Origin of the sequence: Roseobacter sp. CCS2 (assembly GCF_000169435.1) — a bacterium.
Classification (GTDB): Bacteria; Pseudomonadota; Alphaproteobacteria; order Rhodobacterales; family Rhodobacteraceae; genus Yoonia.
On record NZ_AAYB01000006.1, the window covers coordinates 1 to 24,463 of the forward strand.

General features: G+C 55.8%; 26 protein-coding genes. 14 read left to right on the forward strand and 12 right to left on the reverse strand.

The genetic code is table 11. The features are described 5' to 3' along the window. Window positions 1-33: 33 nt before the first annotated feature. The 7 genes from phoB to RCCS2_RS15145 all read right to left on the reverse strand — a co-directional run bounded on the left by phoB (window position 34) and on the right by RCCS2_RS15145 (window position 7,021). Entirely contained in the window at window positions 34-720 is a 687-nt protein-coding gene (gene phoB, locus RCCS2_RS15115; RefSeq protein WP_008235785.1) for a phosphate regulon transcriptional regulator PhoB, read from the reverse strand. A gap of 4 nt (window positions 721-724) precedes the next feature. Next, entirely contained in the window at window positions 725-1,432 is a 708-nt protein-coding gene (phoU, locus tag RCCS2_RS15120) for a phosphate signaling complex protein PhoU (RefSeq protein WP_008235786.1), read from the reverse strand. A gap of 12 nt (window positions 1,433-1,444) precedes the next feature. Continuing rightward, complete coding sequence (gene pstB / locus RCCS2_RS15125; RefSeq protein ID WP_008235787.1) at window positions 1,445-2,245, reverse strand: phosphate ABC transporter ATP-binding protein PstB; 801 nt, start codon at window positions 2,243-2,245, stop codon at window positions 1,445-1,447. 12 nt (window positions 2,246-2,257) lie between these two features. Further along, the gene (gene pstA, locus RCCS2_RS15130) at window positions 2,258-3,577 is read right to left on the reverse strand and encodes a phosphate ABC transporter permease PstA (RefSeq protein WP_008235788.1); all 1,320 of its coding nucleotides are present in this window, start codon (window positions 3,575-3,577) and stop codon (window positions 2,258-2,260) included. Continuing rightward, window positions 3,574-4,776: a phosphate ABC transporter permease subunit PstC gene (gene pstC / locus RCCS2_RS15135; RefSeq protein ID WP_008235789.1), complete on the reverse strand. Its 1,203-nt coding sequence runs from the start codon at window positions 4,774-4,776 to the stop codon at window positions 3,574-3,576. The genes pstA and pstC overlap by 4 nt, the downstream gene beginning before the upstream one ends. Window positions 4,777-4,843: 67 nt before the next feature. Then, a complete protein-coding gene (locus RCCS2_RS15140; RefSeq protein WP_008235790.1) occupies window positions 4,844-5,878 on the reverse strand; it encodes a substrate-binding domain-containing protein in 1,035 nt (344 codons plus the stop codon). A 105-nt stretch (window positions 5,879-5,983) separates the two neighbouring features. Then, window positions 5,984-7,021 carry a sensor histidine kinase gene (locus RCCS2_RS15145; protein ID WP_008235794.1) on the reverse strand — a complete coding sequence of 346 codons (1,038 nt, stop codon included), beginning with the start codon at window positions 7,019-7,021 and terminating at the stop codon, window positions 5,984-5,986. Window positions 7,022-7,184: 163 nt separating this feature from the next. On the opposite strand from RCCS2_RS15145, the gene RCCS2_RS15150 reads away from it, so the two are divergent. Continuing rightward, on the forward strand, window positions 7,185-7,598 hold the full coding sequence (locus RCCS2_RS15150; protein WP_008235809.1) for a hypothetical protein: 414 nt from the start codon (window positions 7,185-7,187) through the stop codon (window positions 7,596-7,598). Here the strand turns inward: RCCS2_RS15150 and RCCS2_RS15155 are convergent. The 3 genes from RCCS2_RS15155 to RCCS2_RS18470 are packed head-to-tail and all read right to left on the reverse strand — an operon-like array spanning window position 7,585 to window position 9,623. Beyond that, on the reverse strand, window positions 7,585-8,106 hold the full coding sequence (locus RCCS2_RS15155) for a gamma carbonic anhydrase family protein (protein ID WP_008235818.1): 522 nt from the start codon (window positions 8,104-8,106) through the stop codon (window positions 7,585-7,587). The two genes, RCCS2_RS15150 and RCCS2_RS15155, sit on opposite strands and share 14 nt — an antisense overlap. Beyond that, the gene (gene gmk / locus RCCS2_RS18465; RefSeq protein ID WP_008235820.1) at window positions 8,103-8,741 is read right to left on the reverse strand and encodes a guanylate kinase; all 639 of its coding nucleotides are present in this window, start codon (window positions 8,739-8,741) and stop codon (window positions 8,103-8,105) included. Before gmk ends, RCCS2_RS15155 begins: the two co-directional genes overlap by 4 nt. A 3-nt stretch (window positions 8,742-8,744) precedes the next feature. Continuing rightward, a complete protein-coding gene (locus tag RCCS2_RS18470) occupies window positions 8,745-9,623 on the reverse strand; it encodes a YicC/YloC family endoribonuclease (RefSeq protein WP_232204288.1) in 879 nt (292 codons plus the stop codon). A 203-nt stretch (window positions 9,624-9,826) separates the two neighbouring features. Between RCCS2_RS18470 and RCCS2_RS15170 the strand changes: the two genes are divergently transcribed. Continuing rightward, a complete protein-coding gene (locus RCCS2_RS15170; protein ID WP_008235825.1) occupies window positions 9,827-10,465 on the forward strand; it encodes a PAS domain-containing protein in 639 nt (212 codons plus the stop codon). On the opposite strand, the gene RCCS2_RS15175 is transcribed toward RCCS2_RS15170, so the two are convergent. After that, on the reverse strand, window positions 10,466-11,836 hold the full coding sequence (locus tag RCCS2_RS15175; protein ID WP_037294346.1) for a class II 3-deoxy-7-phosphoheptulonate synthase: 1,371 nt from the start codon (window positions 11,834-11,836) through the stop codon (window positions 10,466-10,468). Then, entirely contained in the window at window positions 11,829-11,951 is a 123-nt protein-coding gene (locus RCCS2_RS18800; RefSeq protein WP_008235828.1) for a hypothetical protein, read from the reverse strand. The genes RCCS2_RS15175 and RCCS2_RS18800 overlap by 8 nt, the downstream gene beginning before the upstream one ends. 76 nt (window positions 11,952-12,027) lie before the next feature. Here RCCS2_RS18800 and RCCS2_RS15180 point away from each other — a divergent pair, with 76 nt between their 5' ends. From RCCS2_RS15180 to RCCS2_RS15230, 12 genes are all read left to right on the forward strand, one after another. Further along, window positions 12,028-13,029, forward strand: coding sequence for a GlxA family transcriptional regulator (locus tag RCCS2_RS15180; protein ID WP_037294317.1), 1,002 nt, complete (start codon window positions 12,028-12,030; stop codon window positions 13,027-13,029). A gap of 9 nt (window positions 13,030-13,038) precedes the next feature. Continuing rightward, entirely contained in the window at window positions 13,039-14,715 is a 1,677-nt protein-coding gene (locus tag RCCS2_RS15185) for a DUF1963 domain-containing protein (RefSeq protein ID WP_008235832.1), read from the forward strand. Window positions 14,716-14,864: 149 nt separating this feature from the next. After that, entirely contained in the window at window positions 14,865-16,061 is a 1,197-nt protein-coding gene (locus RCCS2_RS15190) for an ABC transporter substrate-binding protein (RefSeq protein WP_037294318.1), read from the forward strand. Between the two features lie 92 nt (window positions 16,062-16,153). Further along, a complete protein-coding gene (locus tag RCCS2_RS15195) occupies window positions 16,154-16,933 on the forward strand; it encodes an ABC transporter ATP-binding protein (RefSeq protein WP_008235836.1) in 780 nt (259 codons plus the stop codon). Next, the gene (locus RCCS2_RS15200; RefSeq protein WP_008235837.1) at window positions 16,930-17,529 is read left to right on the forward strand and encodes a hypothetical protein; all 600 of its coding nucleotides are present in this window, start codon (window positions 16,930-16,932) and stop codon (window positions 17,527-17,529) included. The genes RCCS2_RS15195 and RCCS2_RS15200 overlap by 4 nt, the downstream gene beginning before the upstream one ends. A gap of 50 nt (window positions 17,530-17,579) precedes the next feature. Next, window positions 17,580-17,738: a hypothetical protein gene (locus RCCS2_RS18610; protein ID WP_008235839.1), complete on the forward strand. Its 159-nt coding sequence runs from the start codon at window positions 17,580-17,582 to the stop codon at window positions 17,736-17,738. Then, entirely contained in the window at window positions 17,735-18,562 is an 828-nt protein-coding gene (locus RCCS2_RS15205) for an ABC transporter ATP-binding protein (protein ID WP_008235842.1), read from the forward strand. The genes RCCS2_RS18610 and RCCS2_RS15205 overlap by 4 nt, the downstream gene beginning before the upstream one ends. Window positions 18,563-18,564: 2 nt before the next feature. Further along, window positions 18,565-18,903, forward strand: coding sequence for a hypothetical protein (locus tag RCCS2_RS15210; protein WP_156788578.1), 339 nt, complete (start codon window positions 18,565-18,567; stop codon window positions 18,901-18,903). A gap of 34 nt (window positions 18,904-18,937) precedes the next feature. Next, complete coding sequence (locus RCCS2_RS15215; RefSeq protein ID WP_008235845.1) at window positions 18,938-19,948, forward strand: branched-chain amino acid ABC transporter permease; 1,011 nt, start codon at window positions 18,938-18,940, stop codon at window positions 19,946-19,948. After that, on the forward strand, window positions 19,945-21,246 hold the full coding sequence (locus RCCS2_RS15220; protein ID WP_008235847.1) for a branched-chain amino acid ABC transporter permease: 1,302 nt from the start codon (window positions 19,945-19,947) through the stop codon (window positions 21,244-21,246). The genes RCCS2_RS15215 and RCCS2_RS15220 overlap by 4 nt, the downstream gene beginning before the upstream one ends. Before the next feature lie 57 nt (window positions 21,247-21,303). Continuing rightward, window positions 21,304-23,766, forward strand: a complete 2,463-nt coding sequence (locus RCCS2_RS15225) for a penicillin acylase family protein (RefSeq protein ID WP_008235853.1) — start codon at window positions 21,304-21,306, stop codon at window positions 23,764-23,766. 243 nt (window positions 23,767-24,009) lie between these two features. Further along, on the forward strand, window positions 24,010-24,312 hold the full coding sequence (locus RCCS2_RS15230) for a hypothetical protein (protein ID WP_008235854.1): 303 nt from the start codon (window positions 24,010-24,012) through the stop codon (window positions 24,310-24,312). Window positions 24,313-24,463: the final 151 nt, after the last annotated feature.

Below are 24,463 nucleotides of genomic sequence, written 5' to 3' on the forward strand. Positions count from 1 at the left end.
ACTAAAATATTCCGGCGGGTCATGCTGGCCCGCCTACCCCAAGGCATATCCCGCGCCGCGCACGGTGCGCACAGGATCGCTACCGCCATGTTGTGTCAGCACCTTGCGCAACCGGCCCACATGAACGTCAACGGTGCGCGTATCGACATAGATATCGCGCCCCCAAACCCGGTCCAACAGCATATCGCGCGACCAGACGCGGCCGGGCTTTTCCATGAACGTAGACAGCAGGCGAAATTCGGTTGGTCCCAGTTTTAACGGGTTATCGTCGCGCGTCACACGGTAGGTTTCGGCATCCAGCACAATATCTTCATAGGTCAGCACCTGCCCCACAGTCGCCGGACGGACACGTCGCAATTGTGTGCGCACGCGTGCCATCAGCTCTGACACGGAATAGGGTTTGACGACATAATCGTCCGCCCCGGTTTCCAGCCCGCGCACCTTGTCCACCTCCTCGGATCGGGCGGACAGCATGATAATCGGAATGCTGCGCGTCTCTGGCTTGATCTTAAGGCGGCGACAGACCTCGATGCCTGACAGGTTTGGCATCATCCAATCTAAGACGATGACATCGGGGGCGTTTTCTTCAACACAAAGAAGCCCCTCGTCACCGTTTTCGGCACGGGTAACCCGGAACCCCTCGGCTTCCAGATTATAGGCCAACACTTCTCGTTGGGCTGCCTCATCTTCAACGATCAGAACGTGAGGTTGTTGTGCCATTACCCTAGCTCGGAGCTGTCACGAAAGCGGTCTTGTCACCCTTGGGGCGGGCGTCATCCGGCATCTCGCCTGTTACCTGATAGATCACCTGTTCGGCCATGTTTGTGGTCAGATCACCCATGCGTTCGATGTTCTTGGCCATGAAATGCAAATGCATACAGGCCGTGATATTGCGCGGGTCCTCCATCATGAAGGTCAGAAATTCGCGGAACAGCGCGTTATACATCTGATCGACCTCATGGTCGCGTTGACGCACGTCTTCGGCCAGTGCCGCATCGCCACGCACATAGGCATCCAACGTGTCCTTCAACATCCCCTCAACCTCGCGGGCCATGCGGCGCAAGGCGGCGTCAGATCCGTTGACCGGGGTCATTTCGACCAGCACACTTGTGCGTTTGGCAATATTCTTGGCGTAGTCGCCAATGCGTTCCAGCGATGCGGCCAAACGCAAGACCGACAGCACCGACCGCAAGTCTTTGGAAACGGGCGCGCGCAGGGCAATCGTGCGCGCCGCCTCTTCGTTGATCTGCATTTCGATGGCGTCGATGATTTTGTCGCCTTCGCGCACTTCTTCGGCCAATTCAACATCGCGGTCAGCCAGCGATTTGGCCGCTTTCAAAATCGCTTCTTCGACAAGACCACCCATCTTCATGATCAGTGTCGTGATCCCTTCAAGATCGCGATCGTAAGCTGATGAAATATGTTCGTTCATTCTGGCTGCTCCTTACCCGATCCGGCCGGAAATATAGCTTTCCGTGCGCGGGTCCTGCGGGTTGGTAAAAATCTTGTCGGTGTCGTCGTATTCCACAAGGTTGCCAAGGTGGAAGAACGCCGTCTTTTGACTAACGCGCGCCGCCTGCTGCATCGAGTGGGTGACGATCACAACAGAAAAGCTCTGGCGCAATTCATCAATCAATTCCTCGACCTGGGCGGTGGCGATGGGATCCAGCGCCGAACAGGGTTCGTCCATCAACAGCACTTCGGGGGCCGTCGCAATCGCGCGCGCGATGCACAGGCGCTGCTGTTGGCCACCTGACAGGCCGGTGCCGGGCGACGCCAACCGATCTTTGGCTTCGTTCCATAGGGCGGCCTTGCGCAGTGATTTTTCCACGATCTCATCCAGATCGGCCTTGTTGCGGGCCAATCCGTGGATTTTGGGGCCATAGGCAACATTGTCATAAATCGACTTTGGGAACGGATTTGGCTTTTGAAACACCATGCCGACCTTGGCCCGCAACTGCACCGGATCAACCTTGGGATCATAGATATCTTCGCCGTCAATACGGATATCACCGGTCACCCGTGCCACATCAATTGTGTCGTTCATCCGGTTGATACAGCGTAAGAAAGTTGACTTTCCACACCCGGATGGGCCGATAAAAGCGGTGACTGTCTTGTCATCAATTTCAACATTCACGTCTTTGATGGCGTGGTTGTCACCATAATGGACTTGCACGCCCTTTGCGGAAATCTTGATGTCTTGGGCGGTGCTCATAGCGCGATCCACATGTGTTAAATCTTCCATTTCTTCACTCCTCTACCAGCGCCGCTCGAACCGGCGACGCAGGTAAATCGCGACCGCATTCATAATAAGCAAAAACACCAGCAATGTAATGATCGCACCTGATGCACGTTCGACAAACGCCGGGTCAGAGCGTTGGGTCCAGTTATAGACCTGTACTGGCAGCGCAGTAGATGCTTCACCAAACAGCCCTGCTTCTGGCGTGTAAGCTGCCGGGTATTCGCGCACGAAGGCCACCATACCGATTAACAACAACGGCGCCGTTTCGCCCAAGGCCTGTGCCAAGCCGATAATCGTGCCGGTCAAGATGCCGGGTGCGGCCAGTGGCAAGACATGGTGAAACACCGACTGCATTTTCGACGCCCCAACACCCAATGCCGCATCGCGGATCGACGGCGGCACGGATTTAAGCGCTGCACGGGTCGAGATGATGATCGTAGGCAAGGTCATCAAGGTCAGCACCAAGCCACCGACCAAGGGCGAGGATTGGTTGAATTCCATGAAGTTGATGAAAATCGCAAGGCCCAAGATACCGTAAACAATCGACGGGACAGCGGCGAGGTTCGATATATTGACCTCAATAATATCCGTGATCCGGTTCTTGGGCGCAAATTCTTCCAGATAAATGGATGAGGCGACGCCGATGGGCAGTGCCAGAAACAATACCACCAGCATCATGTAAAGCGAACCAAGGATTGCCACACCAAGGCCCGCGGCCTCTGGGCGCTGTACGGATGCATCAGGTGCGGTAAAGAAGTTCCAGTTGAACTTGGTCTCGATCACGCCCGCATCGGCCAATGCCTGCGCGACCATCAATGCCTCTGGCGATGTGTTGCCATCCAATGCCGCCGTTTCCAGCGTCACACGGCCTTTGAAATAGCCGTCAATACGGCCAGCGGCCAACAGATCGAACGTGATCGTTTCGCCGACCAGATCAGGGTTGGCCAACACTCGGTTGCGGACCGTCGCTGCCGCCTCTTTTGAGATCATGTCGCCCAGATCTTTGTCTGACAGTTCCGTCGTTAAACCTTGGCGTTCAACCTCTGCAACAATCGCGGCACGCAACAGCGGCGCATATCCGATGGTTGTGGTTCTTGCCATCTCAGCCGGGTCACGGTTGCCTTGTTTGTCAACACGTTCCTCTGCCAGCTCAATGGGCAGCGAAATAAAAGTCTGCTGAAATGAACTCAGGCCGTTTGTCAAAACAGAGGTCAGCAAAATCGCCAAGGCCAACATGGCCACCACAATGGCCGACAGACCGTAGGCCTTGAACCGCGCCTCTGCTGCGTTGCGTTTCTTGGTGCGTGCGTCGCTCGCCAGAAGGGAGGTTTTCATTCGTACTGCTCCCGATATTTGCGCACGATGTAGAGGGCAAAGACATTTAGACCAAGGGTGATGACAAAGAGCGTCAGACCAAGCGCAAAGGCCACGAGCGTTTCAGGGCTGGCAAAGTCTGTATCACCGGTCAACTGGCTGACGATTTTCACAGTTACGGTTGTCATCGCCTCAAACGGGTTCAGCGACAATCGGGCGGCGGCCCCTGCCCCCAACACCACGATCATCGTCTCACCAATCGCGCGGGATGCAGCAAGCAACACGGCCCCCACAATGCCCGGCAATGCGGCGGGGATCACGACCTGACGGATGGTTTCAGATGGTGTCGCACCAAGGCCCAGTGATCCGTCGCGCATGGCTTGAGGGACGGCGTTGATGATGTCGTCAGAGAGCGAGCTTACAAAGGGGATCAGCATGATGCCCATGACCAGACCAGCGGTCATCACCGATGACGCACTTTGCCCGAACCCCATTGGTTCTGCAAAGTAATCCCGCAACAGCGGACCGACGGTGATCAGGGCGAACAGGCCATAAACGATTGTCGGGATGCCGGCCAAAACCTCGATCGCGGGCTTGGCCACCGACCGCAGACGTGGGCCTGCGTATTCGGATAAGTAGATCGCGGCGAACAAACCAATCGGTACTGCAAAAAGCAGGGCGATGAAACTGACGTAAAGCGTGCCCCACAGCAGCGGGATAATCCCAAGATCAGAATCGCCACGGAAATTCGGTGACCACGTCAGTGAAAAGAAAAAATCACGCCAGTCGTATTGGCCGAAAAAGTTGAATGTTTCGAACAGCATCGAAAACACAATGCCAACGGTCGTCATAATCGCGATGCTGGAGGCAAAGATCAGTAGACCCAATATCCAGCGCTCTGCATAAGTGCGGGCACGCGTTTCTGTTTTGATACCGATCAGCGACAGCGCACAACCGGTCACGCCAAGCCCCAGAATGACCAATGAAAACAGCCAGTTCGGTTCTCCTTCCGACAATCGGGCGTAAAGCGCGAACAAAAGAACGGCAGCAGCGGGTGGCACAGCAGTCGAAAGTGCCGTGTTCAACGCATGCTGATTGGGAAGGGACACAAGCGCACGCACGTCGCCGCCTGCCACTTTAAGGGCCCGGGACTTTGCCAGGAAATAGCCAATGACGGCCAGCGCAAAGATCAAAAGAAGCGGTGTCGTCAGCGATTGCATGGGGTGTTTTCCATAACATGTGGTGTTTCGGGGGCATCCTGCGACGCCCCCGAAAGATGCGTTTAGTTTACGAGCCGGAACCGATAACGGTTTCGTTCATGACAGTTTCCTGAACCTCTGACAGCTCTGGATCGGACACGAGGCCGTATTCAGCCAATGGGCCATCTGGACCGGCGATATCGTCAGAAACGAAGAATTCCGCGAATTCTTTTACACCAGGGATGACACCGATGTGCCCTGCCTTGATGTAGAAGTAGAGCGGACGCGACACAGGATATTCGGCCGCTGCGATGCTTTCGGTTGTTGGCACAACACCGTTCATTGTCGCCACTTGCAGCTTGTCAGTGTTGTTTTCATAGAATGACAGACCAAAGACGCCGATACCGTTTGTGTCAGCTTCGATACGTGCAAGCGTTTCGGTGTAATCGCCATCAATATCGACGGAACGGCCGTCTGTGCGGATCGCCATACATTTGCCTTCGGCAGTGTCTTCATCAACACCCGCATCCAGCATGGCCTGAAAAAAACCACCGTCTTCACAACCAGCAAGGATGACTTTTTCTTCAAACACTTCGCGTGTGCCGTGTTTGGTGCCAGGAATGAAGGCCTGAATGGGTTGTGCCGGGAAATCAGGGTTGACCTGGTCCCATGTCTCAAACGTGTTGGCAACAAGTGCGCCGTCGATGAAATGCTCGTTTGCCAGCGCCTTGTACCAATCCTCTGGCGTGAATTCGAACGAGTTCCCGTTGATGTCGGATGCAAACACAATGCCGTCATAACCGATGCGCACTTCGATAATATCTGTCACGCCATTTTCGGCGCAAACTTCGATCTCGGCGGGGCGGATCGCGCGGGATGCGTTGGCGATGTCCAATGTGTTGGCGCCAATGCCTTCACAGAACCGCTTGAGACCGGCGGAAGATCCGCCTGATTCGACAACCGGTGTCGGGAAATCAAAGTTCTCGCCGAAAATCTCGGCGACGATGGCTGCATATGGCAGCACCGTGGAAGACCCGGCAACCTGTACGTTGTCGCGTGCAAAAGATGTTGTGGCAGTAAGGGCAATGGCCGCTGTTGTCGCGGTCAGCTTCATGAAAGACATCCGTTTACTCCTGTCAGTCAGACATCGGCAGAGCGCGAGCCGCCCCACCATCGCGATCCGTTTAGGCCCCGCGCCCGAACCTTTTGTGACAGGAATGTAAAAGTTTCATGACAGTGGGCCGGTAGGCAGAAAAACAGAGACCTGCGTGCCCTGCCCTTCGTCACTTTCGATCAGCAACCGACCACGGTGCCGGTTGATAATGTGCTTCACAATGGCAAGCCCCAGACCGGTGCCGCCTACTTCGCGGGACCGGTGATTATCGACGCGGTAAAAGCGTTCCGTCAGCCGCGCGATGTGATGCGCCGGGATGCCGTCACCTTTGTCGCTGACGCTGATCTGAACAGCATCACACCGCAATCGTTGGTTCATCGCACGCGGAAGCAGCCGAACGGTGACGACCTGACCAGAGGCACCGTATTTGATCGCGTTCTCAACAAGATTGGTAAACACCTGCACCAACTGCCCTGCATCGCCCGGCACCATTTCATCAGTGGTGACCAGATTAAGCGTCACGGTCACACCAGCCGCATTGGCCTGTGGTTCCAACCCTTTGATCACTGACGACAACAGCGCGCCCAAATCCACGTGTTCGCGCGGGCGCACCCGTTCGTCCTCTTCCACCCGGCTCAGCGACATCAGATCATCCACCAGCCGGGTCATGCGGTTTGCTTCGTTTGCCATGATGCCAAGAAAACGGTCCCGCGCCACGGGATCATCTTTCGCCGCCCCGTTCAACGTCTCGATAAATCCCAACAACGCGGTCAGCGGTGTGCGCAATTCGTGGCTGACATTCGCAACAAAGTCGCGGCGCATCTGACTGGCATCTTCGGCAGCTGTCTGGTCTTCGAATGTCAGCAGGATATCATCGTCTGTTGCGGCAATATTGATCTGATAAACCGTATTCTTGGGCCCATTGCGCCCGGTATAGCGGACCACACAGGCCTCACGCTTGGCGATGGCATCAGCAATAGCCGCGATCAATGCCGGTTGGCGCAAAGCAGTGATGTAATGCATGCCCACAAGACCAGCACCCAGAATCGCATCAACCAACCCATTTGTCGCCCGAACACGTTCATCCGGGCCGATCAGCAACACAGGCAGCGAAAGTGCGTCAATAACGGAGGCAATACGTTCAGAGGTCATTCTGCTTTCTTACGGTTTTTCAATACCATGTGAAGAGCTGAGACAAAATGTCTCGCACAACAAAGCAAATTTTGCGGATGATATGGTTGCTTATACCTTTACGACCCTTAGGTGATATCCCACGGTTGAGAGTGAGGTAGATTGAGTAGACTGGATAGCGAGTATGGACAAAGCAACTAAACGGCGCGGGACCCAGTTGAGGGCGCAAGCCGATGCGGATTTTGACGAAAAAACCTTGGTGATAGGTAACCTTGCGCGTTGGAATGCCGAAGGTCGTCAAACTGCGTCTTCTGCACATATCCAGTTTAGTGAACTGCGCGCTTTGACGAAAACGACCCTTGATGATCTATCGCCATCGGTCATTCTATCCCCGCTTATGGGTGATGATTTTGACGTGCTGGACGTTGCGATGCGTCTGGTGACTTTCGGTTACGACGGACGTTACCGCGCCATCACCGAAAACCTGCCTGACGCCGAAATGATCCGCAAAGAAGTGCGCGCGCATGCGCCGGACCTGGATTTTGATATTCTTGTCATGCCGCCCGTTGCGAACGACAACCGGATTATAACGGACTAAGGTCGCGTGCAAAGCGGGCTGCGTTTTCCTGATAATTCAGTGCGGACAGGCGCAAACCGTTTATGGCCGCCTCATCCAGGTCCCGCACCACCTTGCCGGGTGCACCCATCACCAAAGACCCGTCTGGAATAACTTTGCCTTCGGTGATTAACGCGCCTGCGCCAATCAAGCAGTTCTTTCCGATCACAGCGCCATTCAGCACAGTCGCCCCCATGCCAATCAGTGAATTGTCGCCAATCACGCAGCCATGCAGCATCGCTTTATGCCCAATCGTACAGCCCGCACCGATGGTCAGCGGACATCCCATGTCTGTGTGCAACACAGCATTTTCCTGCACATTGGTGCCTGCCCCGACCGTGATCCGCTCATTATCCCCGCGCAGTGTGCATCCAAACCAGACTGATGACTTGTCGTCCAGAACGACATCACCCACCACATAACACCCCGGCGCGACCCAAGCGTTTTGCGCCACAACAGGTTTTACATCACCAAGGGCATAAAGGCTCATGTCCGTTCTCCGAATTGCGATTGCAAGCTGCGCACGTGGTCGACCAACTGTGGTTGCTGCGATCTGCGCAAACGTTCTGCACTGATGATGGTTTTCAACTGCATTTCCGTGGCGTCCAGATCATCATTCACAAGAACATAATCATAGCCATCCCAATGGCTGATTTCATCCCAGCTTTTCTGCATGCGCCCTTCGATGATATCCGGCGCATCCTGTCCCCGGCTGACCAACCGGCGATGCAATTCCGTGATTGAGGGCGGCAAGATAAAGATCGACAGCACATGTTCCTGCAAGGCCGAGTTGCTGATTTGCTGCGCCCCCTGCCAGTCGATATCAAAAAGCACATCTCGTCCGCTTTCGATGGCGGTCTGAACCGGTGCTTTGGGTGATCCGTAATAGTTGCCAAAGACGCGCGCGTGCTCAAGCATGCCTGCTTGTGCGACCTGATCCTGAAACTCCGGGACCGACACAAAGAAATAATCCGTCCCGTCCACCTCGCCTGCGCGGGGGGCGCGGGTGGTGGCGGAAACAGAAAATTGCAGCGTTTCATCCCATGTGCGCAACCGACCTGCCAAGGTAGATTTGCCAGCCCCTGAAGGTGACGACAGGATGATCAAAAGGCCGCGTCGGGTCATCAGTTACTCCACATTCTGAATTTGCTCGCGCATTTGGTCGATGACCGCCTTGAGGTCAAGGCCGATGGCCGTCAGCGCGGGCGCTTGTGCTTTGGCGCACAGCGTATTCGCTTCGCGGTTAAATTCCTGTGCAAGAAAATCAAGTTTGCGGCCCGCGGGTTTATTTTGCGCCAACAGATCGCGGGCGGCCGCAACATGGGCCTTCAACCGGTCAATCTCTTCGGTGACGTCCGATTTGACGGCCAGCAGCGCAAGTTCTTGCGCGACCCGGGCTTCTTCAATCTCTGCGACATCATCCATCACCCGGCGCAGGGCTGCTGTCAGGTTTTCCTTGACCTGCGGTGCCCGTGCTTGCGCCGCTTTTTCTGATTGCGCGACTAATTCGGCAATCTGATCCAATTGATCGGCAATCACGGTTTTAAGGGCCGAACCCTCGGCCTGACGCATCGCCACAAAGTCGGCGACCAAAGGGCCGATATCAGCAATCAATGCCGCGGCCAGTGCGCTGGTTTCATCGTCGGTTTTGCCTGCAACAAGCACCCCGCGCTGCGCCAAGACGTCCGCCGCTGTTGGCTGGCCCAACGTTACACCCATTGCAAAGGCGCGCTCCTGCACCTGATCCAAGGCTTTCAGCACCTCGTCCAAATAGGTCTCATCAACGGCCAATGCCCCGCCCGTTTCTTCCCGGTGCAGCCGCAGGTTCACCGTGACGTTGCCGCGCGCCAACGCTTTGGTCAGCGCGCCGCGCAGCGCAGGCTCCAACCCTTCGATGCCATCGGGTGTCCGCAAACGCAGATCCAGACCGCGTGCATTCACACCCCGCATTTCCCAGCTCCATGATGCGGCCCCAAGGGTGCCGGTACGGCTTGCAAATGCTGTCATGGAATAGGTCATCGGGTCTGGCCGCCTGTCATTTATTGCCCCCGCACCTAAAGCCAATCTGAGGGGCGGAGCAAGAGGGTGCGACCTCTGCGCCGTTAACCACTTAACACTTTGTTAAATGGTTAACGCGAAAGAGTTTGTTAAAAACTTATTAAAGCACAACCAGTCTACCCCCGATCGGGGCAAGGAACGAGGACACGAGTATGGATATCAGTGATCAATTAAAAGAGCGCCGCCAAGCCCTGAAGCCGGGACAGAACGCACCTGTTTTGCAAAGCCTTGAGCAGTATTGGCAAACATTGCGCCACGCCCAGCAACTGCCAGCCCGCACCGAAATTGCACCCAGCAAGATCGACCGCGCCCTGCCCCACGCCTTTATCCTGCAACGGGTGGCCCCCGGCACGGCACGGTTCCGGGTCGCCGGGCAGCGGTTGCATGATCTGTTGAAGATGGACGCGCGCGGCATGCCGTTGACCACACTTTTTCAGGCAGAGGCCCGTGATCAGGTGCAAAACCTTCTTGAGGCGGCGTTTACCGGCCCGGCGATCGTCAGTATTCCGCTTGCGTCACCGGGCACAATGCTGCGCCCGCCACTGACCGGAACGATGCTGCTTTTGCCGCTGCGCGACCGCGAAAACAACGCGACGCGCATGTTGGGCGCCTTGGTGACAGATCAGGACGGTGGCACCCGGCCCCGGCGGTTTATAATCCCCCAAGGTGCGCGCATTCGGCATGAACCGATTGGCGTACAACTTGCCACTACCCAACTGATCCCGCGCGTCCATGCAAAAGGGCCAGACGCTGCACGCCCGGCCCTGAAACTTGTGGTCAATAACGGTTGATCAGCCTGCTTTGGCCTGCGCGATTGTATCGCGACGGGCCGAAAGCTCTTCCGCGACAAGAAACGCAAGTTCCAGTGATTGCGATGCATTCAGGCGCGGATCGCAGGCTGTGTGGTAGCGGCTGGACAGATCTTCATCCGTCACAGCACGCACGCCGCCGGTGCATTCGGTCACGTCCTTGCCTGTCATTTCAAAGTGCACACCGCCCGGCACAGTGCCTTCCGCGTTATGGATTGCGAAGAATTCCTTCACCTCGCGCAGCACGCTTTCGAACGGGCGGGTCTTATAGCCAGAGGAAGATTTGATCGTATTGCCGTGCATCGCGTCACAGGTCCAAACAACATTGGCACCTTCTTCTTCCACAGCTTTGATCAGGCGGGGCAAATGTTCACCCACAGACCCGGCCCCAAAGCGTGCGATCAATGTCAGACGCCCTGCTTCGTTTTCAGGGTTCAACGATGCCATTAGCGCCTTGAGGTGGCCACTGGTCATCGACGGGCCGCATTTCAGACCGATGGGGTTCTGCACACCTTTGCAGAATTCCAAATGCGCGCCATCAGGCTGGCGTGTGCGATCGCCGATCCAGATCATGTGACCGGACCCGGCCAGCCATTTGCCGGATGTCGAATCCAGACGGCACAGCGCCTCTTCATACTCCAGCAACAAAGCCTCGTGGCTGGTGTAGAAATCGACGGTTTGCAGTTCGTGGTTGGTATCCGTCGTCAGACCCGCCGCTTCCATAAAGTCCAGCGTGTCGCTGATGCGTCCCGCCATATCGCTATATTTTTGCACTTCATTGCTGTCGGTAAAACCAAGGGTCCACTTGTGCACTTCATGTACATTGGCAAAACCACCGGTCGAAAAAGCACGCAGCAAGTTCAGCGTCGCGGCGGCCTGCATATAGGCTTGGCTCATCCGCTCTGGATCAGGAATGCGACTTTCAGGGGTGAAATCAAACCCGTTGATGATGTCACCACGGTAGCTGGGCAATTCCACACCATCCATCGTTTCGGTTGGGGCCGAACGTGGTTTGGCCATCTGTCCCGCCATGCGGCCCACTTTCACCACTGGCACTTTCGCGCCATAGGTCAGAACCATCGCCATTTGCAGCATGACCTTGAAGGTATCGCGAATGCTGTCTGCACCAAACTCGGCAAAGCTTTCGGCGCAATCACCGCCTTGCAGCAAGAATGCCTCGCCGCGGCTGACAGCACCCAATTCGGCTTTCAGTTTTCGGGCCTCACCGGCAAAAACCAAGGGCGGATAGCTGGCAAGACGACCTTCAACAGCGCTTAGCGCTGCTACGTCAGTATACTCAGGCATCTGGACCCGGGGCTTTTTGCGCCAGTCAGATTTTTGCCAGTCAGTCATCATCTTGCTCCATATCGAGGTCGGTTAGCGTTATCAGGCTTTGCGTATAGCGCGCAGCGGGCGGCGCGCCAATGGGAAAATAGCGTGCAACAACAGGGCAGACAAAGCACAGCATGCGTGACTTTTTCCTTGTCGCCAGCTTGCAAACCTGATGAGGTCTTTTTCGGAATACGCGACCACGGAATACGGCGATGTCAATGGAACCCCAAATTGTGGAAGTTGATCACGAAGGCAAGCCTCGGCGGTTTGTTTTTGTGCTGATGGAAAACTTCACAATGCTATGCTTTGCCGCCGCGGTTGAAAGCCTGCGCATCGCCAACCGCACCGCTGGCAAGCCGCTTTATAGCTGGACCATCATGAGCGAAAATGGCGTTGAAGCGTCGTGTTCAAACGGCTGTGTGTTCCGGGTTGATAGCGACCTGAGCGAGTTGGACCGTGACGATACGATCATGCTGTGCGGCGGTGTTGATGTGCAACAAGCCACGACAAAACGCATTCTGAACTGGGTCAGACGCGAATCGCGCCGTGGTGTGACCATCGCAGGGCTTTGCACAGCGGGCTATACGATGGCCCGTGCAGGGCTGCTGGACGGCAAGAAAGCGACGATCCACTGGGAAAACCAGGATAGTTTTTCCGAAGAATTTGAAGAGGTCGAGCTGACAAAGTCTGTCTTTGTCGTTGATGGCAATCGGATCACAACCGCTGGCGGCACCGCATCCATTGATTTGATGATCAAGCTGATCGCAGATGATCATGGTGAGGACCTTGCCAATGCTGTCGCCGACATCCTGATTTATTCGTCCATCCGCACCGATCAGGATACACAGCGCCTGTCGATCCCGACCCGTATCGGGGTGCGTCACCCCAAGTTGAGCCGTGTGATTCAAATGATGGAGCAAAACATCGAAGATCCCATCAGCCCAGCGGTCCTTGCCAAAGAGGTTGGTATGTCGACACGGCAGCTTGAACGGCTTTTTCGGCGGTATCTGTCACGCAGTCCCAAGCGGTATTACATGGAATTACGGCTGCAAAAGGCCCGCAATCTGTTGATGCAAACGGATATGACCGTGATCAACGTGGCCTTGGCCTGTGGCTTTGCGTCACCATCGCATTTTTCCAAATGCTACCGGTCGCATTACGACACCACGCCTTACCGCGAACGCGGCAGCCATGCCGCACGGCTTTCGGTCTGATCGGGCGCGATGGTCTTTCGCTTTTTCAAAGTACTCGTCTGGATCGGGGCCATTTTCACGATTGGTCTGGCAATCCATGCCGAGACGACGCAAGACGGTGACTTGCGGCTGACGGCCCTGAGCCTGCTGTCTATCGTTGTGGCTGCTGCTTTTGCGCTGGGAATGTTTCGGGGGGCACCAAAAGGGGCGCAGTCCACCCCCAAACCCCTTGGGCGGCCGACCTATACACCAAAACCGGCACAGCCGGCTGAAAAGGCCAAACCTGAACCCAGACCTGAACTGGAGGAAGACCACGAAGAGATTAAAGACGATGAGCTTTACATCGTCTTTTCGCGTCTGGCGGGCTATAAAACCGGTGAAGCGTTTCGCGATAATGTTGACAAGATCGTCGCTGCAAATCGTCTGGCCCCCTTACCGCCCGAAGATATCGAAAGGCTCGCCAAAGAGATTGATCGCCGTGATCTGCGCGGCAAAACCTTTGTGCGCACACCTGGCGTCGCACTTGTACGTCTGCAACGCTTTGATCTGGATGTGGAATTTGGCGGAACAAGCTGGCTTGGCGGTCTTCCCATCTTGGGCGACACGCCTTGGCCACGTGACGAGTTGGGCCGCGCAATGCATCATCTGGCGCAAATTGATCTTGGCACCGTGCCCAATCCGCTTTTGCCCGAAGGCATGCCAACAACGGGTGCCATGGCATTTTTCATGACAACTGCAACCGACGGGCCGCGCAACGGCAAAGTGATCTACCTGCCAACAATCGGGAATACGGCAACGGAACCGCCGCGCGATCTGGTTCCAATCTATGACGGGCCGAACTGGGGCTACTATGTCAAGGGTCATGCACGCGAAAACGCCCCCGACACCTTTCCGCGCTGGCCTGTTGAGTTTGTGCTTCTGCCACTGACGGACCAGAAGAAAGACGATGATGCGCATGAACTGATAGCCGATCTTCTGCCGCATCAATCCTCAGAAGACCTTTCGCCAACAAACTATCGCAAGTCCCTGCCCGAATTTGCGCGGCCTTGGTTTTGGGACACAGCGCATCGGTTTACCATGTCAATTCGATTGGCACGCGACGACATTGTCAAAACCATTGCCCAAAACGAACGACGGGTCACGGATTATGGCGCGACTTACGAGCCAGCGCTTTATACGCTGCTGAACAAGCAAGATGAATTTTCGGCCTTCGTGGATGAGGTCAGTATATGGGCAGTGTCGCACGAGCCATGGGACCGTATGCTGCCAGACGATGTTGCCACGCTGGAAAGATACTTTGCACAGGTGCGCGACATCGGCGGGCAACCGGCCCCCTTCAAGCCCTTTTATCAGTTCACCCAAGGCGAATTGCTCAGCGGGCAAGAGGCCACAACCGCCACTTTGGTTGCCGCCGCCAATGCCAGCCCCGACGTCTTTGCGGAATTACCCTTTATTGTGCGCGATGACATCGACACAAAGTATCGGATTGCGTCCAAAGGGCGCTGGCACCAGATGTTCGGTCTGGGCTCTGAAATCCAGACAGCCGTTTCGGACCACACCCATCACCACCTGCTGTTGCAGTTGCATTCAGACCAGTTGGTAAATTGGATGTGGGGCGACAAAGGTGTCGTGCAGTTCTGGATCACCGAAGAAGATATGATTGCCCAAAACTGGGACGCGGTCGAGATGACACTGGAAAGCAACTAGCCGCAATTCAGGCCAAAGTCGTGGGTCGCAGTCCAATCGCCTGCCGCAGCCTATCCTAAAGGAAGAATGACCTATGGTTCCGACTTTCCTTTTGGAAACGGCCTGCTAGATTGGCGCGCAGGATAAAAAATCCAACTTGGGAGAACGATATGAGAAACCTACTTTTGGCGACATCTGCTGTCGCTATGATGGCTGGCGGTGCCTATGCTGACGGGCACACCGAAGAAGTCAAAATCGGTGTGATCCTTGGCTTTACCGGCCCGCTTGAATCCATCACACCCGCCATGGGTGCCGGCGCAGAACTGGCCATGGCAGAAGTCACAGAATCCGGCGCACTTCTAGGCGGTGCGACCGTCACATCCGTCCGCGGTGACAGCACATGTATCGACGCAGGTGCAGCAACGGCTGCGGCCGAACGTCTGGTCACTTCAGACAACGTTGATGCCATCATGGGCGCTGACTGTTCCGGTGTCACAGGTGCCATTCTGCAAAACGTGGCCCGCCCCAACGGTGTTGCGATGATTTCGCCATCCGCCACATCGCCCGGCCTGTCCAGTGCAGACGACGACGGTCTGTTTTTCCGCACAGCACCGTCCGATGCCCGCCAAGGAGTGATCATCACCGAGATCCTGCAGGATCGTGGCGTGAACGAAGTGGCTTTGACATATACAAACAACGACTATGGCAAGGGTCTTGCCGATGCGTTCCAGGCTGAATTCGAAGCTGCGGGTGGCACCGTCACAATCTCTGCGGCACATGAAGACGGCAAAGCCGATTATTCTGCGGAAGTTGGCGCATTGGCATCTGCCGGTGGCGAAGTGCTGGTTGTTGCAGGCTACGTTGATCAAGGTGGGTCCGGCATCATCCGTTCGTCACTCGACAGCGGCGCGTTTGACACATTCTACCTGCCAGACGGCATGGTTGGTGCGGTTCTGAACGACAACTTCGGCGCAGAACTGAACGGGTCTTACGGTGCATACCCCGGCACAGATAACGCAGGCGCTGGTATATTCGTTGAACTGGCCGAAGCTGCTGGTTTTGACGGCACAGGCGCGTTTTCGCCAGAAAGCTATGACGCGGCAGCGTTGATCATGCTGGCCATGCAAGCGGCAGAATCCAAAGATTCCGCCGACTACAAAGACCACGTCTTTGATGTGGCCAACGCACCGGGCATCCAGATCATGCCAGGCCAGTTGGCCGAAGGCCTGACACTGGTCGCCGCTGGCTATGACATCGACTATGTTGGTGCATCGGCGGTGGAACTAATCGGACCCGGCGAAAGCGCTGGCAACTATCAGGAAATCGAATTCGCTGATGGTGTCTATTCCACAATCAACTACCGTTAATCGGTTGATCTGACAAAAAACGGCGCGGGTTCTTCCCGCGCCGTTTTGCAAAACAAGACGGGTCCAAAGGCCCGCGCGCGAGGGGATAAGACATGATTGTCGTGGAAGATGTGGTCAAAACCTTTGGTGGTTTCCGCGCCGTAGATGGCGCGACAATGACCATTGAGGAAGGCACAATCACCGGTTTGATCGGCCCTAATGGCGCTGGAAAAACGACCCTTTTCAATGTGATCGCAGGTGTTCTTAAGCCAACATCAGGGCGCGTCACCATGAAGGGTGAAGATATCACCGGCCTGCCCCCACATGAGCTGTTTCACAAAGGATTGCTGCGGACCTTTCAAATCGCACATGAGTTTTCATCCATGACAGTGCGCGAAAACCTGATGATGGTCCCCGGCGGGCAATCAGGTGAGGCGCTTTGGAATACATGGTTCGGCCGCCGCCGCATCGCCGAGGAAGAACGCGCATTACAAGCCAAGGCCGATGAGGTCATCGAATTTCTGACGATTGATCACCTGAAAGAAGAAAAAGCAGGCAACCTGTCAGGTGGGCAGAAAAAGCTTCTGGAACTGGGGCGGACCATGATGGTGGACGCCAAAATCGTGTTTCTGGATGAGGTCGGCGCAGGCGTGAACCGCACCCTGCTGAACACCATCGGCGATGCAATCATCCGTTTGAACAAAGAACGCAACTACACATTCGTCGTGATCGAACACGACATGGATTTCATTGGCCGCCTGTGTGACCCGGTGATTTGCATGGCAGAAGGCCACGTCTTGGCCGAAGGCACCTTGGCCGAAATCAAAGCCAATGAGCAGGTGATCGAAGCCTACCTTGGCACTGGTTTGAAGAACAAGGAAATGGTATCATGATGCGCGCATTGCTTGTCACAGCCGCAGTTTCGCTACCAACGCTGATCCATGCGCAGAACGTCTTGGGGCGTTCCATGGTTGAAGGACGCGGCATTGTAATTTTTGCTGACGGCACATGGGACTATGACGACACCGGCACCACGGAATGCGCGCTTATTTCTCGTGGTGTTGAATTCTGTGGTCAGGCATCACGATGGCAACCCATCCCACCACAAACGCCCGAAATTACGGCATCTTATCGGTTCGATGATCGCCACTATGGCCAGATGATAATCGAAGGTTTGGGCGAAGAAGATGGTTTGACGTTTAAAGCAATGCGCCAAATCGTAATCCAGAACGCAGCTTCGGTGACTGGCATGTCTGTCGCGGATATCCCGGTGCTTGATGTTTTTCCCTCCGAGGTATCCGGACAGAAAATTCAAACAATCGTCTACCTGGTCGACTTTGAAGGTATGGACGTAGTGTTTGCCAACGGCGTCAGCACATCGCCACGCGAAACCATGCAGCTGATGACCTACGCAATCGGCGCAGAATTCACCGATCAGCACCGGGAATTACACGAAGAATTCCTGTCCAACATCAAAGTGCAGGATTAAACTTTGCCAATTTCACCACACGAACCGCATCACGATAAGGGAACGATAACATGAAATTTCTCCTGACTGTCCTTCTGGGGGCGATCCTCGGCTCTGCTGCGACCTTCTATTATATCTATGTCAATCACGCGGATGTGGGCGAACAAGCTTTGATGCGCGATACGCTGCTGACCTATGCGCCCTTCCTGGAAGAGTATATTACCCCGTGACCAAGAGCCCCTATCAAGATGACCGGGGCAATAAGGACCGGTCAATCACCAACACGGGTGGCGGCACGCTGACGGCAGCCAAAAATGCCGCCCGCGATAGCGTCGCCCAGACGGGTGAGCCGTTTTTGATCGGTGACGCCATGACCGGTGGTTACGGCAAGGGTCCTGACATTCTGCATGCCTGTACCATTGCCGCCGAAAAAGGCGAAATTGCTGTCATTGTCGGGCCCAATGGCGCGGGTAAATCAACAGCCATGAAAGCCGTTTTTGGCATGCTGAACGTCAACGAAGGTGCTGTGCGGCTGGATGGTGAAGACATCACCCATCTGTCACCACAACAGCGTGTGGTAAAAGGTATGGGTTTTGTGCCCCAGACCTCGAATATCTTTACGTCGATGACGGTTGAGGAAAACCTGGAAATGGGCGCGTTCATCCGGCGCGATGATTTCAAGGATACGATGACACAGGTCTACGACCTGTTTCCCATCCTGAAAGACAAGCGCAACCAGCCTGCGGGTGAACTCTCAGGCGGTCAGCGCCAACAGGTCGCCGTCGGGCGCGCGCTGATGACCCAACCCAAGGTGCTGATGCTGGATGAACCGACAGCGGGTGTATCGCCCATCGTGATGGACGAACTTTTCGACCGAATTATCGAAGTGGCCCGTACGGGTATTCCAATCCTGATGGTGGAACAGAACGCCCGGCAAGCGCTTGAAATTGCAGATAAAGCCTATGTTCTGGTGCAGGGGCGTAACGCACACACCGGTACGGGCAAAGAACTGCTGGCCGACGAACAAGTCCGGCGGAGTTTCTTGGGCGGATGAGGATGCCAGCGCTTCTATGTGCCACAATGGCAAGTCCGATGATGGCCGAGGTTGTGTCTTGCGATCTATCCGGCGTGCCGGTCCGGTTTGAGATCGACCGCACACAGTTTGCACCTGCCATCAATCAAAACGAACCGACGCAACGCTGCGCGACGACCGTGCAAATGGGTAACGCCGCCTTTCCCGCCGAACCGATTATCATGGGTGACGTGCGTGGGTTCTGGGCCGAAGGCATGGGCGGATCGGACGTAATGATGGTGATGCAAAGCGATGGGTCAGCGGTTTACGCTGACACGCGCGCGGGCGAACGTCTGACAGGCACCTGCGAGGTGCTGCAATGAATAAAGTAATGATTTTCAAGGGTAATCTATAACAATGGACTTCCTTAACGCGATTGTCGCCTTTGCGAATTTTGTCTTCGTGCCTGGCCTTGCTTACGGTGCGCAGCTTGCCATTGGTGCGCTGGGTGTCACGATGATCTATGGCATCCTGCGGTTTTCGAACTTTGCCCATGGCGACACGATGGCCTTTGGCACTGCGATGACTATCTGGATCACTTGGGGCTTTCTTGCTTTGGGGATTTCCTTTGGTCCGTTACCAACCGCCCTGCTGGCCCTGCCCTTTGGGATCATCGCGACCATCCTGCTGCTACTGGGCACGGATTGGGCGGTTTACCGGTTCTACCGCGAACAAAAGGCGTCCCCGGTTATCCTTGTCATCGTGTCAATGGGTGTGATGTTTGTGATGAATGGCGTCGTGCGGTTTATCATTGGTGTGCGCGATATTCGGTTCGCTGATGGTGAGCGTTTCATCATCACCGCGCGGGAATTCAGGGATATGACCGGCCTGAACGAAGGTTTGGCGATCAAGACAACCCAAGCGATCACCGTCGTTGTCGCACTGATCGCTATGGCGCTACTGTTCTGGTTCCTGAACAAAACGCGGACCGGCAAATCGATGCGCGCGTTTTCGGATAACGAAGACCTCGCCTTGCTTTCCGGCATCAATCCGGATTGGGTTGTCAAGGTTACATGGATGATTGTTGCCGCACTCGCCACCACGGCTGGCGTGCTTTACGGGCTTGATAAATCTTTCAAGGCGTTCACCTATTTCCAGCTGCTGTTGCCGATCTTTGCTGCGGCTATCGTTGGCGGCCTTGGTAATCCCTTGGGCGCTATCGCAGGTGGTTTTGTCATTGCATTCAGCGAGGTCACGATCACCTATGCGTGGAAAAAGGTGCTGGTCTATCTGATGCCCGAAAGCCTTGAGCCGGATGGCCTGGTCCAACTTCTGTCCACCGATTACAAATTCGCCGTCAGCTTTGCGATCCTGATCATCGTGCTGCTGTTCAAACCTACGGGCCTGTTCAAAGGACAATCGGTATGAGTACCAACGTCAGAGATACCGCCCTTTTCGGGCTTGTCGCCGTTCTGCTGATTGGGACGGGGATGATCCAAGGTTGGAATTCGGCCTTGTTGATCCTGAACATGGGTCTGATTTCGGCCATTATGGCGCTAGGTGTGAACCTGCAATGGGGTTTTGCGGGACTGTTTAACATCGGTGTCATGGGCTTTGTTGCCTTGGGTGGATTGGCCGCCGTGCTGGTCTCAACCGATCCTGTGCCAGAAGCGTGGCAAGCCGGTGGTCTGCGCATCTTTGCCGGTCTGGCACTGGGTGCGCTGACGGTTGTTGCTGCCGTCCAAGCCCAAAAGCGGCTGGAAGGCCGAACCAAAACGATTGCGACGCTGGTGATCCTTGTCGGTGGTTTCTTTCTTTATCGCGCCGTGTTCGATCCCGGCAAAGTTGCCGTTGAAGCGGTGAACCCGGCCGTCAGCGGCAATCTTGGCGGTCTGAACCTGCCGATCCTGCTTAGCTGGCCTGTGGGCGGTTTGCTGGCCGCCGGTGCGGCTTGGGTCATTGGCAAAACGGCTCTTGGTTTGCGATCCGATTATCTGGCGATTGCCACGCTGGGCATCGCCGAGATCATCATCGCTGTTCTCAAGAACGAAGACTGGCTGGCGCGGGGCGTCAAGAATGTCATCGGTCTGGACCGGCCTGTGCCTTACGAAATTGACTTGCAACAGGACCCCGGTTTTGTGGAACGCGCCGCCAGCCTTGGGTTGGACCCAGTGACAGCGTCGACCCTCTATACCAAAATTGGCTATGCGATCCTGTTCACGATCGTTCTGCTGATCATCCTTTGGCTGGCCCAAAAGGCGTTGAACAGCCCATGGGGCCGGATGATGCGCGCGATCCGTGACAACGAAACCGCAGCCGAGGCGATGGGCAAAGACGTCAAAGGCCGCCATTTGCAGATCTTCATCCTCGGCTCTGCTGTGTGCGGCGTGGCGGGTGCGATGATGACGACGCTTGATGGGCAGTTGACACCCGGTACCTATCAACCGCTGCGTTTTACCTTCCTTGTCTGGGTCATGGTGATCGTCGGCGGGTCAGGTAACAATTTTGGCGCAGTCCTTGGTGGTATGCTGATCTGGTGGCTTTGGGTGCAGGTCGAACCGCTGGGCCTAGGCATGATGAACATCCTCAGCAGCGGGCTCGAAGATGGCAGCGCATTGAAAGAACGGATGATCGATTCCGCTGCGCACATGCGCCTGCTGACCATGGGTGTTGTTCTGCTACTGGTCCTGCGGTTCAGCCCGCGTGGCCTGATCCCGGAACGCTAGCTTGTCCTTGCTGTCTGCGCTGCTAAAACAAGGCAGACCTAACACCCCGAGGATCCAATGGCGCTGATCTTTCGCTGGCTTGTCCGGCTTGCCTCTGCCCTGATTGTACTGTGCGTCGCTGCGATTGCGCTGGTCTATTATTTTGCGTCACGATCGCTGCCCGATTATGACGCCAACAGTGATGTTGCCGGCATCGCAGCCCCGGTCGAGATTGTGCGCGACAACGCCAATGTGCCGCATATCTTTGCGCAGACCGATGAGGACGTCTATTTCGCCTTGGGTTACGCCCATGCGCAGGACCGGCTGTGGCAGATGACAATGCTGCGGCGCACGGCACAAGGGCGACTGTCAGAGCTGTTTGGCGAACGCACCGTTGGCATTGATGAGGTGCTGCGCCGCTTTGACCTTTACACCCTGTCTGTGTCATCGGTGGATGCGCAAACGGATGAAGCAAACGCCTATCTTGAGGCTTATTCCAGCGGCGTAAACGCGTGGCTGAACGAGGTCAACAATGGCGCGCTTGGGCGCGGTGCGCCGGAAATGTGGTTGTTCAACCATGCGATTGCACCATGGCAACCGGCAGATTCCATCGCCTTGCTCAAACTCATGGCGCTTGATCTGACCTCAAGTCTGGAAGACGAGGTCTTGCGCGCCCGTACCTCACTTTTGCTCGACAATGACCGGCTGCGTGACATTCTGCCCGACGATCCAACCGGCGGTATTGCGGCATTGCCCGAATACGCCAGCCTTGTTCCGGGTGTGGCGCCTTACACGCCAAATATGCGCTTGGCCTATGATCCGCTATCACCAATCAAACCGGGCCCTTTGCGGGGGGCATCGAATGCTTGGGCTGCCAGTGCGTCGCGCGCCACGACAGGGTCTACCTTGCTGGCCAACGACCCTCATCTGGGGCTGACCGCACCATCGATCTGGTATCTGGCACGGTTGGAACTTGAAACCGGTGGTGTGATCGGCGGCACGATCCCCGGTATGCCGCTGATCCTAAGCGGGCGCAGCGACCAGTTGGGGTGGGGTGTGACAACAGCAAAAGTTGATGACGTCGACATCGTGGTGGAAGAGGTCAACCCAGATAACCCCGAAGAATACCGCAGCCCCAATGGCTGGGTCCCGTTTCGTACGCGCGACAGCATCATTAACGTCAAAGACAGCTCTGCCGTGACCCTGCGCTTGCGCTGGACGGCCAATGGGCCGGTGATGCCCCGCGACACATATAATCTGGGCACCATCACCCCGCCGGGGCATGTGACTGCGATTTCATGGACCGCATTGTCAGACCGTGACACGACCATGTCAGCTGCCTTTGCACTGAACCATGCCCGCACGGTGGAAGAGGCGATAACGGCTGGTGATGCCTTTATCGCACCCGCGCAGAACCTGACGTTGGCAGACCGCAACCGGATCGCCATGAAAACGGTTGGCGCGATCCCTGCCCGCGACGCCAACCATCAAAGTCAGGGTCGCCTGCCCGCTTTCGGCTATCTGGCCGAGAACCGCTGGCAAGGGCGTTTCCCTTACAGCGAAAACCCCGAATTCCTTGATCCACCGGGTGGCATCTTGGGCAATACCAACAACAAGACAGTTGACCGCCCCTTTCCCCGCCATGTCACCCATAAATGGGGCGACACCCAGCGGATCAATCGCTGGCGGCGTCTGATGCAAGCGCGCGAGGTGCACACGCGCGACAGCTTTATCGAAGCGCAGCTTGATACGGTCAGCTTCACGGCGCGCACCCTTTCAACCCTGATGGGGGCTGATCTGTGGTTCACCGGCAATGCGGCCCCCGATGGCACACCCGAACGCCAGCGCCAGATCGCGCTGAACCTGCTGTCGGCATGGAACGGCGAAATGAATGAACACCTGCCAGAGCCGCTGATCTATTCGGCTTGGGTGCGCGCTTTTCAACAGCGTCTGATCCGGGATGAATTGGGGCCATTGGCCGAGGAGTTCACCCATATTGAGCCTGTCTTCATCGAACGCGTCTTCCGCGATATCGACGGCGCGAGTGCCTGGTGTGACGTCATCCAATCCGCCCCGATTGAAACCTGCACAGACATCGCGCGGCAGGCATTGGATGATGCGCTGTTATGGATTGCCGAAAACCACGGTGACGCAGTCGAAGCCGTGCGCTGGGGGGATGCGCATGTGGCCACACATGACCACCCGGTGCTGGGCAATACGCCGATCCTTGAATGGGTTGTGAACATCCGGCAATCGACCAGCGGCGGGGACCACACGCTGCAACGGGCCAAAACATCTGGCGTCGATCCTCATCCGTTTCACAACGTTCATTCGGGGGCCTATCGGGGCGTTTATGATTTCGCTGACCCGGACAGTTCGGTCTTTATCACATCCACCGGACAATCCGGGCACCCACTTTCGCGGCACTATGACAACCTGGGCGAGCTGTGGCGGCGCGGCGAGTATATTCCAATGTCACTTGATCCCGATCTGGCAAGAGCGGCAGCGGTTGGGGTGACAGTGTTGACGCCCGCTGAATGACTGGTTTGAGCCTTTTAACCTATATTCTGCATCGTAGCTAAAGTCCGGTTTCAGAAAACGGACAAAAAACTGGCTCGAAAATCACGGCCCATAGCGCACTCCAACTAGGCCTAACTTCGCTGCTTTGCAGCTTTCTAAGCTGCCGTATAAGTATCCTGTAGCCTTGTATCGAATTTCGGCTTGATTTGATGTTGTCGGTACAGTTTAAGAACTTAAAATACCAAAAGTTAGACAGCAAAAATCATGGAGTCGCTCACTAGATTCTTCAAAAACACAGCGAGCCGGTTCCTGCGCGAGCACCGAGCGAAACCTGTTTCTAGCTATCAGCTTTGGCTCGAAGAGCTCGGAAATCAACCAAGGGCGGTTATCGATTTCCTTATAGAGGACATCTTCTTTGCCGGCGACATTGAGAAGCCGGAAGATATTCCCGAGTTGCCGTGGATAGCTATTGAACTGCCTGCTGGAAGCGATACGTTTAGTCTTATTTGTATCTTAGCGAATGATCTTGAAAAGCTTGGCGCCGTAGTGTCGGTTAGGGAAGCCTAGGCAAATATTGATAGATACAAAGGCCTGCTTAGCAACAATTCTTGACGGCTTCGCGCCTGCAGCGAAGGTCCGCAAACCTCCCTTGATGGTTTCATCGCAGGTGCGGATTTGAAAAGCGGACATTGGCAACAGAGGCGGCAAAGTTAACTTC